Consider the following 17,003-nt stretch of genomic DNA (forward strand, 5'->3'; position numbering starts at 1 on the left):
TCAGTCTTGGCGGTCTTTCTTCTGGATGAATTCGATCTTGTAGCCGTCGGGGTCTTCCACGAAAGCGATGACCGTCTTGCCGTGCTTCATCGGGCCGGCCTCGCGGGTGACCTTGCCGCCGCGTTCCTTGACCTTGTCACAGGCTTCGTAGGCGTTGTCGACTTCCAGGGCGATGTGGCCATAGCCGTTGCCCAGGTCGTACTTGTCGGTGTCCCAATTGTGGGTCAGCTCGATGACGGCGCCCTCGGATTCATCCTGGTAGCCGACGAAGGCCAGCGTGAACTTGCCGTCGGGATAATCATTGCGGCGCAGCAGGCGCATGCCCAGGACGTTGGTGTAGAAGTCGATGGACTTGTCGAGGTTGCCGACTCGCAGCATGGTGTGGAGCAAACGCATAGAGGAATTCCTTAGGCGGTGAGGGGTTGGGGAATGAACCGGGACAGTCCGGCGCGTTCCCGGGTGATTCCGATGTCGCGCAGCGCGGCGCCCATGGCGTCGACCGCCTGCCGCATCTGATCCGCGCCAAAAGCGCCGATGCAGCCGACCCGGAACGTGGGTTCTTCGGTGTTGTAGAAGTTGCTGAGCACGTAGCCGCGCTGCTTGAGCGCGTCCACGAACAGCTGCAGATGCCAGGTCGGGGCATCCGGCGCATGGACGTTGACGACGATGGGGCCCTGCAACTGCGGGGGCAGGTAGGGCGTCAGGCCCAATCCGATCACGCCATCGTACAGCGTGCGCATATTGGCCGTGTAGCGCGCCAGGCGGGCTTCACGGCCTTCTTCCCGGTAGAGTTCCAGCGCCACGGCCAGCGCAGCCAGCGCAGGCGCGGCGGGCGTGAAGCGCGGGCCGGCATTGGGGGCCAGCGTGTGCTGATAGATGTCCGCCAGGTCCAGCGACCAACTGCCCGCGTTGCCGCGGGCGGCTTCCAGGCTGTCCCGGCGCGCCACCGCGAAGGCGGCGCCGGGCAGGCCTTCCAGGCATTTGTTGGCGGTCAGCACCACGGCGTCGACCGCCGGCAGGGCTCGCAGTTCCAGCGGCAGCGCGCCAAAGGCGGACACGGCATCCACGATGACGCGGCGGCCCAGCGCATGGGCGATGCGCGCCAGTTCGGGCACGTCGTGGCAGATGCCGCTGCCGGTCTCGCTGTAGACCAGCGCCAGGTGCGTCAGCGACGGGTCCCGTTCCAGCGCGGCGGCCACGGCCTGCGGGTCCACGCGTTCGGTGGCGCCCACGTGCAGCGGCACGGCGACACGGCCCGCGTCGCCGGCCAGCTTCTGCAGGCGGGCGGCGTAAGCGCCGGTGGACGGCGCCAGCAGGCGCCCGCCGGGCGGCACGAAGGTGCGGATCGCGGCTTCCACCGCGAAATGGCCGCAGCCGGGCAGGGCCAGCGCGACATGTTCTTCAGGCTCCGCCTGCGCGATCGCCAGCACGCCTTCGCAGACCTGCCGGTACAACTGGCGGAAATCGTTGTCCCAGGGCGCGTAGTCCTGCGCCCCGGCGGCCTTCACCCGCGCATCGGTCGTGACCGGGCCCGGAATCAGCAGCAACATTTCGAATCTCCTTTTGATCGCAACAGGCGCGGGTGTTCCCGGGGCCTCAGAACTGGGGCAGGGAAGCGGGATCGTGACGCCGCAGGATGTTCTTGGCGTCTTCGAAGTCTGGCAGGATCTGGCCCACTTCACGCCAGAAATCCTGGCTGTGGTTCATTTCGCGCAGGTGGGCGAGTTCGTGCGCGATGACGTAGTCGATGATGGCGGGCGCGAAATGGATCAGCCGCCAGTTCAGCATGATGTTGCCGTCGCTGGTGCAGGAGCCCCAGCGCGTGGCGGCCGAAGACAGGCGCCAGCGGCGGATCTTCAGCCCGCTGACCTGCAGGAAGTGCGCCAGGCGGGCGCCGAACCAGGCGCCTGCCCGCTGCTGCAGCCAGGCCTGCGCGGAATCGCGGATGCGGCCCTGGTCGGCGTTGGACGGCAGGGCCAGCCACAGCGTGTCGCCGTCCTGGGGCGCCTCGGCGTCGCCGGACAGCCAGGCTTGGCGGCTGTCGCCGCCCACGCCGATGATGATGCGCCGGCCCAGGTACGGCAGTTCGCCGCCCGCCTGCCAACGCGTATGCGCCATGGCCAGCTGCTGCTTGCGGGCGTGCCACTCGCGCAGCTTGGTCAGGATCCAGCGGGATTTTTCGCGCACGGCGTCGTCGATCTGCGTCAGCGTCACCCAGTTGGGCGCGGTGACGCGCAGGCCGTCGTCGGTGATCACGAAGCCGATGCTGCGGCGCCGCGAACGCAGCAGCACGAAGCCGATCGGCTGCTGTTCGGTGGGGACCTCGCGCCAGCGCGCGCCCGGCGGCAGCGGGTCGGGGCAGGGTGTGGGCACGCGGGCCGCGGTGTTGGGCGACAGCGTCAGCAGCGGTTCGCCCGCGGCAGCGGGACTGCCGGCGGCGTCGGGAAAGAGATTCGCGGGCGCGGCCGGCTTGGGGGCTTGCGGCGGAGAAGCCGGCGGCTTGGGCGCGGCGGGCCGCGGCGCGGCAAAAGGCGCGGGCGCAGCGATCAGCGGCGGCGCGCCCGGGGGCGCGTCGTCTTCCTGCGTGTCGAACAGGAGTTCGAGCTGATCAGTGCTGGGCATACCTTTCAGGGTTGAGTCGCCGCATTTCCCCTTCGATCCAGTCCTGGACCTTCTGGTTCAGTTCCTCGGGGGAAAGACCCTTGGATTCTATCGCGGGACCGATCGACAGGGTGACCAGGCCGGGCTGCTTCACGAAGGCGTTGCGCCGCCAGCATTCGCCGGCGTTGTGCGCCACGGGAATGACGACGGCGCCGGTGCGCGAGGCCAGCAGGGCGCCGCCCATCTTGAAACGGCCGGTCTTGCCCGGCGCGACGCGGGTGCCCTCGGGGAACAGCAGGGGCCAACGGCCTTCGTCCAGGCGGGTCTGACCCTGCTTGACCACTTGCTCGAAGGCGTCGCGGCCTTTGGAGCGGTCGATCGCGATCATGCGCAGGAGCGCCAGGCCCCAGCCGAAGAACGGCACCATGTGCAGTTCTTTCTTGTAGACGAAGCAGACCTCGCGCGGCATGTAAGCCGGGAAGAACAGGGTTTCCCAGGCCGACTGGTGCTTGGACAGGAGGACCGCGGGGCCGTCGGGCAGGTTTTCCCAGCCCTTGACCTGCCAGCGGATTCCGCAGATGACCTTGGCGCCCCAGATGGCCAGCCGCGGCCAGCCGACGGTCAGCTTGTAGCGCCAGTGCAGCGGCAGCGGCGCCCACAGGATGCAGGCGAAGGCGTAAGGGATGACCGTGACGGACAGGAACAGGAAGTACAGCAGCGAGCGTAGCCGGGCCATCGGATCAGGCGTCCTGCAGCAGGGCGTCGACCACGGCCGACAGGTTGTCGCACACGCGCGTGTTGTCGGGCAGGCCGCCCTTGGCCAGCGTCTTCGCGCCGTTGCCGGTCAGCACCAGCCAGGGCGAGCAGCCTGCGGCCGCCGAGGCCTGCAGGTCGCGCAGCGAATCGCCGACGGCCGGCACGCCGGCCAGGTCGATGTCGTAGCGGTGGCCGATCTGCTCGAACATGCCGGGGCGCGGCTTGCGGCAGGTGCAGTCGTCATCCGGGCCGTGGGGGCACATGAAGACGGCATCGACGCTGCCGCCCGCCGCGGCCAGTTCGCGGCGCATCTTGGTGTGGATGGCCGTGAGCGTGTCCATGTCGAACAGGCCGCGCGCAAGGCCCGACTGGTTGGTGGCGATCACCACCTTCCAGCCCGCCTGCGTCAGGCGCGCGATCGCCTGCAGGCTGCCGGGCAGGGCGATCCATTCGTCAGGCGTCTTGACGAATGCATCGCTGTCCTGATTGATGACGCCGTCGCGGTCGAGGATGATCAGTTTCACTGTGCGAGCCTGGAAATGTCGGCCACCTGATTCATCAGGCCATGGAGCCGGCTCAGCAGAGCCAGACGGTTGGCGCGCACGGCCGGGTCTTCGGCCATGACCATGACATCCGCAAAGAAGGCGTCCACGGGTTCGCGCGCCTGGGCCAGCGTGGACAGGCTGCCGGCGAAGTCGCCCGCTGCCAGCTGCGCTTCGGCCTTGGGGCGCAGCGTGGCCACCGCGGCGGCCAGCGCCTTTTCCGCGGGTTCTACCAGCGCGCTGTCGTTCACGGCGCCGATCTCGCCTTCGGCCTTCTTGAGCAGATTGCCGATGCGCTTGTTGGCGGCGGCCAGGCTGGCGGCCTCGGGCAGCTGCGCGAAGGCGGCGGCCGCGCGCACGCGCTCGGCCACCTGGTGCAGCGGCGGGGTCAGCGCGATGACGGCCTCGACCGCATTGCGGTCGGAGTCGTTGATGAGCTGGTTGCGATAGCGTTCGTAGATGAAGGCGCGCACCTCGGTCAGCGTGTCGGCCGGAATCTTGCCGGCCGGGAACGTGCCCGCGGCCAGTTCCAGCAGGCCGTCCAGGGACAGCGGGCCGTCCTGGCTGATCTTGAGCCAGCCGCCGGCGGCCAGCTGCTCGAAGGCGCTGATCAGGCCCAGCGCGGCGCGGCGCAGGCCGAAGGGGTCGCGTTCGCCGGTGGGGGCCAGGCCGATGGCCCATATGCCGACCAGCGTTTCGACGCGTTCGGCGATGAACAGCGTGGCGGCGGTGAGCGTGTCCTGCGTCACCGGCGAGTCGTAGCGGTTGCGGTACTGGCTGCGCAGGGCCTCGACGACGCTGTCGGGCTCGCCGTCGCCGGCCGCGTAGTACGCGCCCATGATGCCTTGCAGCTCAGGGAATTCGCCCACCATGTTCGAGCCCAGGTCGGCCTTGGCGAGCAGGGCGGCGCGGTCGGCGGCGGCAACGTCGCCGCCCAGCAGGCCGGCTACGCCGCGGGCGATCGCGCGCACGCGCTCCACGCGTTCAAGCTGGGTGCCCAGCTTGTTGTGATAGACGATGGAACCCAGCTGTTCGACGCGCGCGGCCAGCGGCGTCTTGCGGTCGGTTTCGAAGAAGAACTGCGCGTCGGCCAGGCGCGGGCGCACCACGCGCTGGTTGCCTTCGACGATGTTCACCGGGTTTTCGGTGTGCATGTTGCTCACGATGAGGAAGCGGTGCGTGAGGCGGCCGGTGGCCGGATCGAACAGCGGGAAGTATTTCTGGTTCAGCCGCATGGTCAGGATCAGGCATTCCTGCGGCACTTGCAGGAATTGCTCTTCGAACTGGCCCACGTAGACGGTGGGATGTTCGACCAGCGCGGTCACTTCGTCCAGCAGCGCGGCCACTTCGGGGGCGTCCCCCAGGGTGGCCGACAGGCGGCCGGCCTGGTCCAGCAACTGGCGCTGGATTTCGGCGCGGCGCTCCTCGAACGAGGCCACGACGCGGCCTTTTTCGGCCAGGGCGGCGGCGTAGGCGTCCGCGTCGGCGATCGACACGGCGCCCTCGCTCATGAAGCGATGGCCCAGCGTCTCGCGGCCGGCCGCCAGACCCAGCGCCGAAACCGGCACCACGTCGGCGCCGTACAGGGCGATCAGGCCGTGCGCCGGGCGCACGAACTTGACGGTGGTGACGCCGTCGGCCAACTGGTAGCGCATGACCTTGGGGATGGGCAGGCCGTCGATCGCGGCATCAATGCCTTCCTGCAGGCCGGCGGCCAGCTTGGCGCCGGCGGCGGTGCCGCGCGCAACCAGGTAATCCTGCTTGCCGTCGGATTCGCGGTCCAGCGTGGACACGTCGATGTTTTCCAGGCCCTTGGCGGCCAGCTTCTTTTGCAGCGCGGGCGTGGCCTTGCCGTCTTCGGTCAGGCCGATCTTCACGGGCATCAGCTTTTCGGCGTAGGCCTGGTCGGGCGCCTGCTCCAGCACGGCGGACAGGCGCACGGCCAGGCGGCGGGGCGTGGAATACGCGGTCACGGCGCAGCCGTCGGCCAGAAGGCCGTGGCGCGCCAGCGTGGCGCGCACGCCTTCGGCAAAGGCCTGGCCCAGCTTCTGCAGGGCCTTGGGCGGGAGTTCTTCGGTCAGCAGTTCGACCAGCAGCGGGCGGATGTTCGTCGTCATTTATGCTGCCTCCCCGGCGGCCTTGTCGCGGCCCAGCATGGGAAAGCCCAGTCGTTCGCGGGAATCGTAGTAGGCCTGCGCGACGGCGCGCGACAGGTTGCGGATGCGGCCGATGTAGGCGGCGCGCTCGGTGACGCTGATCGCGCCGCGCGCGTCCAGCATGTTGAAGGTGTGCGCGGCCTTCAGGGCGGCCTCGTAGGCCGGCAGCGCCAGCGGCACGTCCATCAGGCGCTTGGCTTCGGCTTCGTAGTCGTTGAAATGCGCGAACAGCATGTCGGCGGACGAATGCTCGAAGTTGTACGTGGATTGCTCGACTTCGTTCTGGTGGAAGACGTCGCGGTACAGCACGCGGTTGCCGTTGGCGCCTTCGGTCCAGACCAGGTCGTAGACGCTCTGCACGTCCTGCAGGTACATGGCCAGGCGTTCCAGGCCGTAGGTGATTTCGCCGGTGGTCGGCGTGCAGTCCAGGCCGCCAACCTGCTGGAAGTACGTGAACTGGGTGACTTCCATGCCGTTCAGCCAGACTTCCCAGCCCAGGCCCCAGGCGCCGAGCGTGGGGTTTTCCCAGTCGTCTTCGACGAAGCGGATGTCGTGCTGCGTGGGATCAATGCCCAGCGCCTTGAGCGAACCGATGTACAGGTCCAGGATTTCCGGGGGCGCGGGCTTGAGCACGACCTGGTACTGGTAATAGTGCTGCAGACGGTTGGGGTTTTCGCCGTAGCGGCCGTCTTTCGGGCGGCGCGAGGGCTGCACGTAGGCGGCGCGCCAGGGTTCCGGGCCGATCGCGCGCAGGAACGTGGCCGTATGCGAGGTGCCGGCGCCGACTTCCATGTCGTAGGGCTGCAGCAGGGCGCAACCCTGCTTGTCCCAGTATTCCTGGAGCGTAAGGATGATTTGCTGAAAGGTGAGCATAGGATTCTTGGAATTCGGCCGCCGGGCAAGGGGCGCCCTGGGCGTGGGAAACCCGGCATTTTAACTGGCCCGGGGCCGGGGCGGTCCGGGACGGCGGCATTCCGGTTACATATGCGCCCGGAAAGTGTCCCCGAATGTGCCCCAGGTGGACACGCGCGGGGCCCGCGCCTGCGTCGGCAAACCAATGGTCGTATGATTCCAGGTTGAGCCTGAGTCTTATATAAAACCCGGAACCCGATTCCGAGAATTCCCGAAAAAAGGAGCAGTCCCATGTCTGACCTGATCACGGTGGAAGTCACCGACGGCATCCAGATCATCACGATCAACCGTCCCGAGGCCAAGAACGCCATCAACCTGGAAACCGCCGTGGCCATGGCCGCCGCGCTGGACCAGCTGGACAGCCGTGACGATGTGCGCATCGGCATCCTGACGGGTGGCGGCGGCACGTTCTCGTCGGGCATGGACCTGAAGGCATTCGCCGCGTCGGGCCAGCGCCCGTATGTGGATGGCCGCGGCTTTGCCGGGCTGAACGAACGGCCGCCCAAGAAGCCGCTGATCGCCGCGGTCGAGGGCTACGCGCTGGCCGGGGGCTGCGAAATGGCGCTGGCCTCGGACCTGATCGTGGCCGCCAGCAACGCCAAGTTCGGCCTGCCCGAGGTCAAGCGCGGCCTGGTGGCCGGCGCCGGCGGCCTGCTGCGTCTGCCGCGCCGCCTGCCGTACCACATCGCCATGGAGGTCATCCTGACCGGGGAAATGCTCAGCGCCGAGCGCGCGCATGCGTTTGGCCTGGTCAACCGCCTGACCGAGCCGGGCGGCGCCCTGGCCGGCGCGCTGGAACTGGCCCGCGCCATCGTCGAAAACGGCCCGCTGGCCGTGCAGACCGCCAAGAGCATCGTTGCGCAGTCCGGCGACTGGGAGCAGGAAGGCATGTTCGACCGCCAGCGCCCGCTGATCGCCCACATTTTCACGTCGGCCGACGCCAAGGAAGGCGCTACCGCCTTTGCCGAAAAGCGCAAGCCCGTGTGGCAAGGCAAATAAATGGCTGGCCCCCACGCCGCGCACGCTTCGCGCGCTTGCTGCCCCCCAAGGGGGCGCATTTTGCCTTGGGGCGGCCCGGCGGCAAAATAGTTCTTTTCTACTGTGGTTGACCATGGGGTCAGCCGCGTTTTCACGTTTTCCATCCAGACCTGCAAATCGCCATGTCCGTCATCATTAAAGAAGAAGACTTCATCCAGTCGATAGCCGATGGCATCCAGTTCATCAGCTATTACCATCCCGTCGATTACATCCGCCACCTGGCGCGCGCCTACGAGCGCGAGGAAAGCCCGGCCGCGCGCGACGCGATGGCGCAGATCCTGACCAACTCGCGCATGTGCGCCGAAGGCAAGCGTCCGCTGTGCCAGGACACCGGCATCGTCAACGTCTTCCTGAAGATCGGCATGAGCGTGCGCTTCGACACCAAGCGCACCCTGCAGGAACTCGCTGACGAAGGCGTGCGCCGCGGCTATCTGAACCCCGACAATCCGCTGCGAGCCTCCGTGCTGGACGATCCGCTGTTCGCGCGCAAGAACACGCGCGACAACACGCCCTGTATCCTGCACGTCGAACTTGTCCAGGGCGACAAGGTCGACGTGCAGATCGCTTCGAAGGGCGGCGGTTCCGAAAACAAGACCAAATTTGCCATGTTGAACCCCAGCGATTCGCTGGTGGACTGGGTGCTGAAGACCGTTCCGTCGATGGGCGCCGGCTGGTGCCCGCCGGGCATGCTGGGCATCGGCGTCGGCGGCACGGCCGAAAAGGCCATGCTGATGGCCAAGCAGTCGCTGATGGAAGACATCGACATGTACGAACTGCTGGCCCGCGGCCCGCAGAACAAGCTGGAAGAGTTGCGTATCGAGCTCTACGAAAAGGTCAACGCGCTGGGCATCGGCGCGCAGGGCCTGGGCGGCCTGACGACCGTGCTGGACGTCAAGATCAACACCTTCCCGACGCATGCGGCCTCCAAGCCCGTCGCGATGATCCCGAACTGTGCGGCCACCCGTCACGCCCACTTCGAGCTGGACGGCTCCGGCCCCGCGCGCCTGGATCCGCCGTCGCTGTCCGAGTGGCCGGAAGTGCACTGGGCGCCGGACTACAACAAGTCCAAGCAGGTCGACCTGAACACGCTGACCAAGGAAGAAGTCGCCAGCTGGAAGCCGGGCCAGACCCTGCTGCTGTCGGGCAAGATGCTCACCGGCCGCGACGCCGCGCACAAGCGCATTCAAGACATGCTGGCCAAGGGCGAGCCGCTGCCCGTGGACTTCACCAACCGCGTGATCTATTACGTGGGCCCGGTGGACCCGGTGGGCGACGAAGTGGTCGGCCCCGCCGGCCCCACCACCGCCACCCGCATGGACAAGTTCACCGACATGATGCTCGAGAAGACCGGCCTGATCTCGATGATCGGCAAGTCCGAGCGCGGTCCGGTCGCCATCGAGGCCATCAAGAAGCACGGCTCGGCCTACCTGATGGCCGTGGGCGGCGCGGCCTACCTGGTGTCCAAGGCGATTCGCGGCGCCAAGGTGCTGGGCTTTGCCGACCTGGGCATGGAAGCCATCTATGAGTTCGACGTGAAGGACATGCCGGTGACCGTGGCGGTGGACGCCCAGGGCACGTCGGTTCACACGACCGGACCCAAGGAATGGCAGGCCAAAATCGGGAAGATCCCGGTTGCCGTCGCCTGAACGTCAATGACCTGGTGAAAATCAATCAGCCGCTGGCAACAGCGGCTGATTTTTTTTACGCAACGCCGGCGCATCAAGCCGCCATAGGCTGCAGCACGAGGCCGGCTGAACGGGTTGCGGCGCCGGCGGCGTTCTACTTCCTGAACGCCGCGATCGCCTGGGGCGATTTTCCCAGCACGTCGCGCAGCACTTCCTCGGTATGTTCCCCCAGCAGCGGCGGCGCGCGCCGGTACACCACGGGCGAACCCGAGAAGCGCAGGGGGCTGGCCGTGACCGGCGCGACGCCGCCCGCCGGATGCGGCAGGTCTCGACGCAGCTGGCGCGCTTGCGCCTGCGGATGCGCGAACGCCTGGGCGATGTTGTTGATGGGCCCGCAGGGCACGCCGACGGCTTCCAGTTTGGCGATCCAGTCGTCACGGCGGCCATCCCGCATGATCGCCGCCAGGATGCCGACCAACTCTTCGCGGTTGGCGACGCGGAGCCGGTTGGTGGCGAACCGCGCGTCGTCGCCCAGTTCCGGCACGCCGATGGCGCGGCAATAGGCGCGGTACTGGGACTCGTTGCCCGTGGCCACGATCAGATGGCCGTCGCTGGCGGCGAACACCTGGTAGGGCACCACGTTCTGGTGCGCGTTGCCGGCGCGCGTGGGTGCGACGCCCGAATTGAAGTAGTTTGAATTCTGGTTGGCCAGCAGGGCCACATGGCTGTCCAGCAGGGCGATGTCCAGGTGCTGGCCCAGGCCGCTGCGGTGGCGCTCCTGCAGGGCCGCCAGCACCGCCACGGTGGCGTACATGCCGGTGACGATGTCGGTGACGGCCACGCCGGCCTTCTGCGGCCCGCCGCCGGGCAGGTCGTCGCGTTCGCCCGTGATGCTCATCAGGCCGCCCATGCCCTGGATCATGAAGTCGTAGCCGGGGCGCTGCGCGAACGGCCCGTCCTGGCCGAAGCCGGTGACCGAGCAATAGATGAGGCGCGGATTGATGTCCTTCACGCTCTGGTAGTCCAGCCCGTACTTGGCCAGTCCGCCCACCTTGAAGTTCTCGACGAGGATGTCGCTGACCGCGGCCAGTTCACGGATCAGCGCCGCGCCCTCGGGCGTGGCCATGTCGGCCTCGACCGAGCGCTTGTTGCGGTTGGCGCTGAGGTAGTAGGCGGATTCGTTGGTGTCCTGGCCGTCGCCATCCTTCAGGAACGGCGGACCCCAGGCGCGCGTGTCGTCGCCCACCTTGGGGCGTTCGATCTTGATGACGTCGGCGCCCAGGTCGGCCAGGTTCTGCGTGCACCACGGGCCCGCCAGGATGCGCGACAGGTCCAGCACGCGGATGCCGTCCAGCGGAGGCGGCCGCGTCATGATTGCACCGTCGCGGTGCCGTTGCTCATGACCACGACGCCGCGTTCTTTGGCGCGCGCAATGAAGCGGATCTGGCCGTCAGGCATGCGCCACATGTCGCACTGCAGGGTCTCGCCGGGATATACGGGCGCCGAGAAGCGGGTGTTCAGGCTGGTGAGGCGCGTTGCGTCATAGTCGCAGCAGGTCTTGACGATGGCGTGCGCCGCGACGCCGTAGGAGCACAACCCGTGCAGGATGGGCCGCGGGTAGCCGGCCTGGCGCGCGATGTCGGGATCGGCGTGCAGGGGATTGCGGTCTGCGTTCAGCCGGTACAGCAGCGCCGCGCTGGCCGGTATGCGCAGCTCGCAGCGCAGTTCGGGGTCTCCGCCGGGCGCGGCGGGCAGGGCGTCGGGGCTGTCGTCGCCTTGCCCGAAGCCGCCATCGCCGCGGCAGAACGTGCTTTGCTGCAAGGTCGCCAGATGCGTGCCGTCTTCGGCGTGCAGGGTGCGTTCGCTGACGATGATGGCGCCCTTGTCCGCGCCCTTGTCGATCACGTGGGTGTTGCGGGTTCTGCCGGTGACGACGCCTTCGGCCGGCAGCGGCGCATGCAGCGTCAGGCGCTGTTCGCCATGCACCACCTTCACCCAGTCGACGGTGGAGCGCGGATCGCTGACCCAAAAGCCGGGATAGCCCAGGATCACGCTCATGGTCGGAAACGCGCGCAGGTTCTTTTCGTAGACGTAGCGAAGCTGGTCCGTGTCTTCGGGATCCTGCCCCAGGCCGATGCCCAGCGCATACAGCATGGTGTCTTTCTGGTCATAGCGCTGGCGCACGTCGTCGAAACGCCAGCCTTTCACGGTTGCATAGTCCAACGGCATGTGGCGGCCTCAGATGGGATCCCAGTCGATCACGTCGGGCGAACGCTCCAACGCGTAGAAGTGCTTGCGCATGGCGGGCGCGGCGATCTCGGCGATGCGCTCGGGCGTCCAGCCTTCGCCGTGGTGCACGGTGCGCAGGGGGCGCGGCTGGCTCATCAGCATGATCTCGTTGGCGCGCACGGCGAAGATCTGTGCGGTGATCTCGCTGGCGGCGTCGCTGGCCAGGAACACCGCCATGGGCGCGACCTTGCCGGCCTCCATCTTCTTGAGCTTTTCGACGCGGGCCTTCTCTTCGTCAGTCTCCGCGGGGATAGAGCTGGTCATGCGGCTCCAGGCGAAGGGCGCGATGCAGTTGGACCGCACGTTGTAGCGGGCCATGTCCAGCGCAATGGACTTGGACAAGGCCACGATGCCCAGCTTGGCGGCCGCGTAGTTCGCCTGGCCGAAGTTGCCGATCAGTCCGGACGTGGACGTCATGTGCACAAAGGCGCCGGATTCCTGTTCGCGGAAGTAGGGCGCCGCCGCGCGGCTCATGAAAAACGAGCCGTTCAGGTGCACGTCGATCACCTGGCGCCATTCTTCTTCGCTCATCTTGTGGAAAACCCGGTCGCGCAGGTTGCCCGCGTTGTTGATGACGGCATCGACCCGCCCGAATGCGTCGATGGCGGTCTGCACGACGCGGCTGGCGCTGTCGTAGGCGGCCACGCTGTCGGTGTTGGCCACCGCGATGCCGCCGGCATCCGCGATTTCCTGGACCACGGCTTGCGCAGGGCCTTGTGTGCCGCCTTCGCCCGTGAGCGAGACGCCGATGTCGTTCACCACGACCTTGGCGCCCGCCTGGGCCATTGCCAACGCGACGCCGCGGCCGATTCCGCCGCCTGCGCCCGTCACGATCACTACCTTTCCGGAAACTATGCCGCTCATTGAAGCTGACTCCTGTGCTGCGGCGCGCACGCCGTGTGTGGAAAACAGTTCCGCATCAACCCGTCTGGTTTACAGGGTTGCCCCATGGTAGATTCGACACGGCATTCACAGAATTCAAAATTAGAAATGCCCCCCTTCTGCGTGGTGGAACATGAGACATGATCTGACTGACCTGCGTTTGTTTCTGAACGTGGGGGACACCCTCAATCTGACCCGGGCGGCGGAGCGCACCTTCCTGTCCCTGCCGGCGGCAAGCGCGCGGGTCAAGCACATGGAAGAGGCCTTCAAGGCCAGGCTGCTGGTGCGCATGGCCACGGGCGTCGCGCTGACGCCGGCGGGCGAGGTGCTGCTCAAGCACGCCAACGCAGTCTTCCGGCAGCTCGAATGCCTGAACGCAGACCTGCAGCCGTACGCCAGCGGCCTGAAGGGGCGCCTGAGGCTGCTGGCCAACACCACCGCCACCAATTCGTTCCTGGCCGATGCGCTGTCGACGTTCCTGTCGGAAAACCCCGATGTGGACGTGGAACTCGAAGAAAAGATCTCGGGCGACATCGTCATCGCGATCCGCGCGGGCGCCGCGGACCTGGGCCTGGTGGCGGGCAACATAGATGTCGACGGGCTGGACGTCACGCCGCTGTTCCGCGACGAACTCACCGTGGTGACATCGCTGGACCATCCGCTTGCCAGCCAGAAAAGCGCGCATTTCGCCGACCTGATGGACGCCTACCAGTTCGTCGGCATCCATCCCGACAGCGCCATCCAGACTTTCCTCGAAGACATCGCCAGCGGCCTGGGCAAGCGTCTCTGCCAGCGCGTGCACGTGGGCAGTTTCGAAGCCGTCTGCCGCATGGTCGAGGCCGGCGCTGGCATCGCCGTCGTGCCGCGCGCGTGCGCGGCGCGTTACAGCCGTCCCGACGCCCTGCACGTACTGAAACTGGAAGACGCCTGGGCGCTGCGCGACCGCCTGCTGTGCCGCCAGCGCGGACGGGACCTGCCCAGCTTCGCGGAGTGCTTCATCGAGCACGTGCAGCGCGCCGCGCGCGGACAATAGCGCGCAAGCGCACCCTGCTGCCTACGGCCTAGCCCGTATGCGGTATCCGCGCAACGCCTGCGCGGATAGTGTCCGGTGAGCGAACCTGGCGGCCGCGCGAAAGAGGGGCTTTTGCAAATACGTAGCGGCGAATCCCGGCAATCGGCAAATAATAAAAAACAGCGGCTGGCGGCAGCGCATGCCCGACCGCGAACAGAACAAGACTCAGGAGACTGCCGTGATCAATCTTGACCGCCGCCGCGTCGTTGCGGGGCTGGGCGCCACGTGCGCCGCCGCCATGCTTCCATCCTGGGCCCGCGCAGCAGGCTGGCCGGGCCACGCCGTAACCTTCATCGTGCCCTTTCCCGCGGGCGGACCCGTGGACACCACCGCCCGCTTCACGACGCAGCCCCTGGGCCAGCTCTGGTCCGTGCCCACGGTCGTGGACAACAAATCGGGCGCTGGCGGCATCGTGGGCGCGCAGTTCGCCGCCAAGGCTGAACCCGACGGCTACAGCTTCTTCTTTGCCTCCATCCACCATGCGGTGCTGCCCAGCCTGCGCACCAACCTCAGCTACGACATCACCACCGACTTCGTGCCGGTGGGCATGGCGGCGGTGTTTCCGATCGTGCTGGTAGTGAACGCAGCGCTGCCCGTGAACACGGTGAGCGAACTGATCGCCTACGCAAAGCAGAACCCCGGAAAGCTGTCGTTCAGCTCGTCGGGCACCGGCGGCGGCACGCATCTGGCGGGCGAACTCTTTAACGCAATGGCCGGCGTGCGCATCCAGCACGTGCCTTACCGCGGCAGCGCGCCCGCCATGCAGGACCTGCTGGGCGGCCAGGTGCAGGTGATGTTCGCGGACGGCCCGTCGGCCGTGCCGCACCTGAAGGGCGGCAAGGTGCGCGCCCTGGGCGTCGGCAACCCCACGCGCTCCAGCATGCTGCCCGACGTGCCGACCATCGCGGAGTCGGGGCTCCCGGGATACGAGGCCTATTCCTGGAGCGGCGTCATGGCCCCGAAGGGCACGCCGCCCGACATCGTGAAGCGCATCAACGCCGACATGGTGAAAGTACTGTCGGATGCAGCGACGGCGAAGGCGATGATCGCGGCAGGCGCAGAGCCGAAGCCGGGCTCGCCGGAGCAGTTTGGGGAGTTTGTGCGGGAGGAGATTGTGAAGTGGCGGGAGTTGATTAAGACTGCGGGTATCAAGTTGGAGTGACGGGGCTTCGCGGGCGAGGCGTTGATCCGCGAGGCTCGGCGGCTTGGTGCGTAAGGTGTTTCTGGTGTGCAGCTGTTCCGAACAGACGACGCATCCATGGATGCTGCGACTATCCTGCGACAGACGAGGAATTATTTATCCTTGTGTTGAACCAGCGGCCAAAGGCGCCAGAAAACGCCAAGGGCAAGCATCAGTACGACAGCCAGGATCAAGGACTTCCACCATGTCCAGCCGATGAGTATGACTAGCAGGGCAATGGAAAATACATACCCGAAAATAGAGCCAACAAATCCGCCGAAATGGCGGAAGAAAGGATTGCCGAACAACCACGGGGCCAGTTTCGCGCCGCAGGCCGGGCACAGGAAGGGACTCTGTTTGGTCGCGTTTTGAGAACTGGGCAAATCGCTCTCCTTGATGCGTTGGCGGCATGAAGGGCAGCGTCGGTTCATGAACTGAAGAAAATTCATGAAGTGAACTTCCTGAAGCGAATTCGCCATCTAACTCACCGTAAGATGCAATGCCGCGTTTGCAGGCGGTGTTATTGTTGATCGCTCAGCATATTCCTCAAGAAACAGAATGGGCATAGGACTGGACTGGCTTTGCTGTGCAAAGCCCCAGGACTCGAACGGTGTCAGTGGCCTAAGGCACTACCTTAAGGCGTTGGCGGCCGCTTAAATGCGGGCAGGCCAGGCTGGCGAATGCCTGCGCGATTCTGACCTGCAGATCACTGCGAGTTGATGCTGACGGTCAGCGCACCGCGAACCAGTTGCCAGATAAACTGCCGTTCATGCCGCAGAACGGCGGCCCAAAGCCTTCATTCTTGACCCCGACGGGCGGCGTTTCGCTCGTCACCAGCACCGCGCCTCGGCGCTTGAGCGTCAGCGTCCAGGGCTGTCCATCTTGATAGGTCACCGTCAGCGTGTCACCCGCTACGACGCCCCTGCCACTCAAATCGCAAACCCAGTTTCCGCTATACGGCCGCGCCGAATTCGCCGCCACCAGCAACTCGCCACGCGAATTCTGCGTGATCTCGATCTCGCCTTCGATGTTTCTCCACTTGCCGACAAATCCGTCGGCCGGTTTGGGATTGATCGCTTTCAGGAACGCCAACCGATATCGCATGGTGTCGGTAAGCGCTTCAAACGGCGTGCTCTGCGTGTAGGGCTCTGCATAAGCGTTGTCGCGCACACCAAGGAAATACTTCTGATCGGCAACCAACGCCTTGGCCGATTCCGCATCCAGTTCACCGCGTACGACCTTGAACTGCTGCGCAATGGCAGCGTCCTGGTCTCCCAGCCTGGAATTGCCGCAAAGGGACTTCTCAACCGGCGTGGAAGCCTTGGCGCAATTGAACGACGGCGCAGCCGCCGCACTGCCAGCCATTGCCAGCGACGCCGAAAGGACCAGATAACGAATCATGGTGCAAAGCTCTCCAGATAGGGTGCGAATCCGGCGGCCGACTGGCGCCGCATGACCGCGCAGTTTACCGGCCCCCACACCCAAATCAAGGACAGTTGGTCTCGCTTGGGTGCAAGACACATAGCGGCGGCCAGGCAATCCACGCAGCATGCCTACACGCAAAGCGCCATCTCCACGACGCAAGACACCGCGCAAGCCCCCCAAGGCCGCCCGCGCGGCCGGCCGGGGGCGACCCCCGCAAGACGCCCCATTCCCAACCGAGTGCTGGCCAGAACCTAAAGAACCCAGACCGCCCCAGCACCAGTGAAGATTCAACTACTGGAGCACGGTGCGGCGGCGGCCTGGGGTGCGCGGGGCGTGTAGATGCGCCCGAGGGAAACCGTAGGGAGCCGAAGGCGGACGAGGTTGACGCAGGGGCAGTCCGGAGCGAACGCTCCGGACCGCAATCGTAGCCCCGCGCGCCCCAGGCCGCCGACGCGCCGGGCGTCAAAAGAACCATCACCCGGGAGTGTCAGATTTTTTGTGTTCTAGGCGTTAGTCTGACGTTGC

16 protein-coding genes are annotated in these 17,003 nt (G+C 66.5%); 4 read left to right on the forward strand and 12 right to left on the reverse strand.

What is annotated here, in order from left to right; translation table 11 throughout:
- From gloA to glyQ, 7 genes are read right to left on the reverse strand one after another with little or no spacing between them, the layout of a single operon-like run.
- Positions 1–396: a lactoylglutathione lyase gene (gloA, locus tag KYC_RS27320; protein ID WP_008168660.1), complete on the reverse strand. Its 396-nt coding sequence runs from the start codon at positions 394–396 to the stop codon at positions 1–3.
- Positions 397–407: 11 nt separating this feature from the next.
- Positions 408–1,550: a 2-aminoethylphosphonate--pyruvate transaminase gene (locus KYC_RS27325; protein ID WP_008168662.1), complete on the reverse strand. Its 1,143-nt coding sequence runs from the start codon at positions 1,548–1,550 to the stop codon at positions 408–410.
- Positions 1,551–1,596: 46 nt separating this feature from the next.
- On the reverse strand, positions 1,597–2,622 hold the full coding sequence (locus KYC_RS27330; RefSeq protein ID WP_008168663.1) for a M48 family metallopeptidase: 1,026 nt from the start codon (positions 2,620–2,622) through the stop codon (positions 1,597–1,599).
- Entirely contained in the window at positions 2,609–3,337 is a 729-nt protein-coding gene (locus KYC_RS27335) for a lysophospholipid acyltransferase family protein (protein WP_008168664.1), read from the reverse strand. Before KYC_RS27335 ends, KYC_RS27330 begins: the two co-directional genes overlap by 14 nt.
- Before the next feature lie 4 nt (positions 3,338–3,341).
- Positions 3,342–3,881, reverse strand: coding sequence for a D-glycero-beta-D-manno-heptose 1,7-bisphosphate 7-phosphatase (gmhB, locus tag KYC_RS27340; RefSeq protein ID WP_008168665.1), 540 nt, complete (start codon positions 3,879–3,881; stop codon positions 3,342–3,344).
- Complete coding sequence (gene glyS / locus KYC_RS27345) at positions 3,878–6,016, reverse strand: glycine--tRNA ligase subunit beta (RefSeq protein ID WP_008168666.1); 2,139 nt, start codon at positions 6,014–6,016, stop codon at positions 3,878–3,880. The genes gmhB and glyS overlap by 4 nt, the downstream gene beginning before the upstream one ends.
- Entirely contained in the window at positions 6,017–6,928 is a 912-nt protein-coding gene (gene glyQ / locus KYC_RS27350) for a glycine--tRNA ligase subunit alpha (protein WP_008168668.1), read from the reverse strand.
- A gap of 270 nt (positions 6,929–7,198) precedes the next feature.
- Between glyQ and KYC_RS27355 the strand changes: the two genes are divergently transcribed.
- Positions 7,199–7,966, forward strand: a complete 768-nt coding sequence (locus KYC_RS27355; RefSeq protein WP_008168670.1) for a crotonase/enoyl-CoA hydratase family protein — start codon at positions 7,199–7,201, stop codon at positions 7,964–7,966.
- A 161-nt stretch (positions 7,967–8,127) separates the two neighbouring features.
- The gene (locus tag KYC_RS27360; protein ID WP_008168672.1) at positions 8,128–9,651 is read left to right on the forward strand and encodes a fumarate hydratase; all 1,524 of its coding nucleotides are present in this window, start codon (positions 8,128–8,130) and stop codon (positions 9,649–9,651) included.
- A gap of 133 nt (positions 9,652–9,784) precedes the next feature.
- Here the strand turns inward: KYC_RS27360 and KYC_RS27365 are convergent, their stop codons facing one another.
- Genes KYC_RS27365 through KYC_RS27375 form a run of 3 tightly spaced genes read right to left on the reverse strand, consistent with a single transcriptional unit; the run spans position 9,785 to position 12,783 of the window.
- Positions 9,785–11,002, reverse strand: coding sequence for a CaiB/BaiF CoA transferase family protein (locus tag KYC_RS27365; protein WP_008168674.1), 1,218 nt, complete (start codon positions 11,000–11,002; stop codon positions 9,785–9,787).
- On the reverse strand, positions 10,999–11,859 hold the full coding sequence (locus KYC_RS27370) for a MaoC/PaaZ C-terminal domain-containing protein (protein ID WP_008168678.1): 861 nt from the start codon (positions 11,857–11,859) through the stop codon (positions 10,999–11,001). The genes KYC_RS27365 and KYC_RS27370 overlap by 4 nt, the downstream gene beginning before the upstream one ends.
- Before the next feature lie 9 nt (positions 11,860–11,868).
- Positions 11,869–12,783 carry an SDR family NAD(P)-dependent oxidoreductase gene (locus KYC_RS27375; protein WP_008168680.1) on the reverse strand — a complete coding sequence of 305 codons (915 nt, stop codon included), beginning with the start codon at positions 12,781–12,783 and terminating at the stop codon, positions 11,869–11,871.
- Between the two features lie 151 nt (positions 12,784–12,934).
- Between KYC_RS27375 and KYC_RS27380 the strand changes: the two genes are divergently transcribed.
- Both KYC_RS27380 and KYC_RS27385 read left to right on the forward strand, forming a co-directional pair.
- The gene (locus KYC_RS27380) at positions 12,935–13,834 is read left to right on the forward strand and encodes a LysR family transcriptional regulator (protein WP_008168681.1); all 900 of its coding nucleotides are present in this window, start codon (positions 12,935–12,937) and stop codon (positions 13,832–13,834) included.
- A 178-nt stretch (positions 13,835–14,012) separates the two neighbouring features.
- The gene (locus tag KYC_RS27385) at positions 14,013–15,035 is read left to right on the forward strand and encodes a Bug family tripartite tricarboxylate transporter substrate binding protein (RefSeq protein ID WP_008168683.1); all 1,023 of its coding nucleotides are present in this window, start codon (positions 14,013–14,015) and stop codon (positions 15,033–15,035) included.
- Positions 15,036–15,166: 131 nt separating this feature from the next.
- Here the strand turns inward: KYC_RS27385 and KYC_RS27390 are convergent, their stop codons facing one another.
- Together KYC_RS27390 and KYC_RS27395 are read right to left on the reverse strand one after the other, a co-directional pair.
- On the reverse strand, positions 15,167–15,502 hold the full coding sequence (locus KYC_RS27390; protein WP_008168685.1) for a hypothetical protein: 336 nt from the start codon (positions 15,500–15,502) through the stop codon (positions 15,167–15,169).
- A 280-nt stretch (positions 15,503–15,782) separates the two neighbouring features.
- Positions 15,783–16,454, reverse strand: a complete 672-nt coding sequence (locus KYC_RS27395; RefSeq protein ID WP_008168686.1) for a lysozyme inhibitor LprI family protein — start codon at positions 16,452–16,454, stop codon at positions 15,783–15,785.
- Between the last annotated feature and the right edge of the window lie 549 nt (positions 16,455–17,003).

This window comes from Achromobacter arsenitoxydans SY8 (genome assembly GCF_000236785.1).
In the GTDB taxonomy this organism is placed as follows: Bacteria; Pseudomonadota; Gammaproteobacteria; order Burkholderiales; family Burkholderiaceae_B; genus Achromobacter; species Achromobacter arsenitoxydans.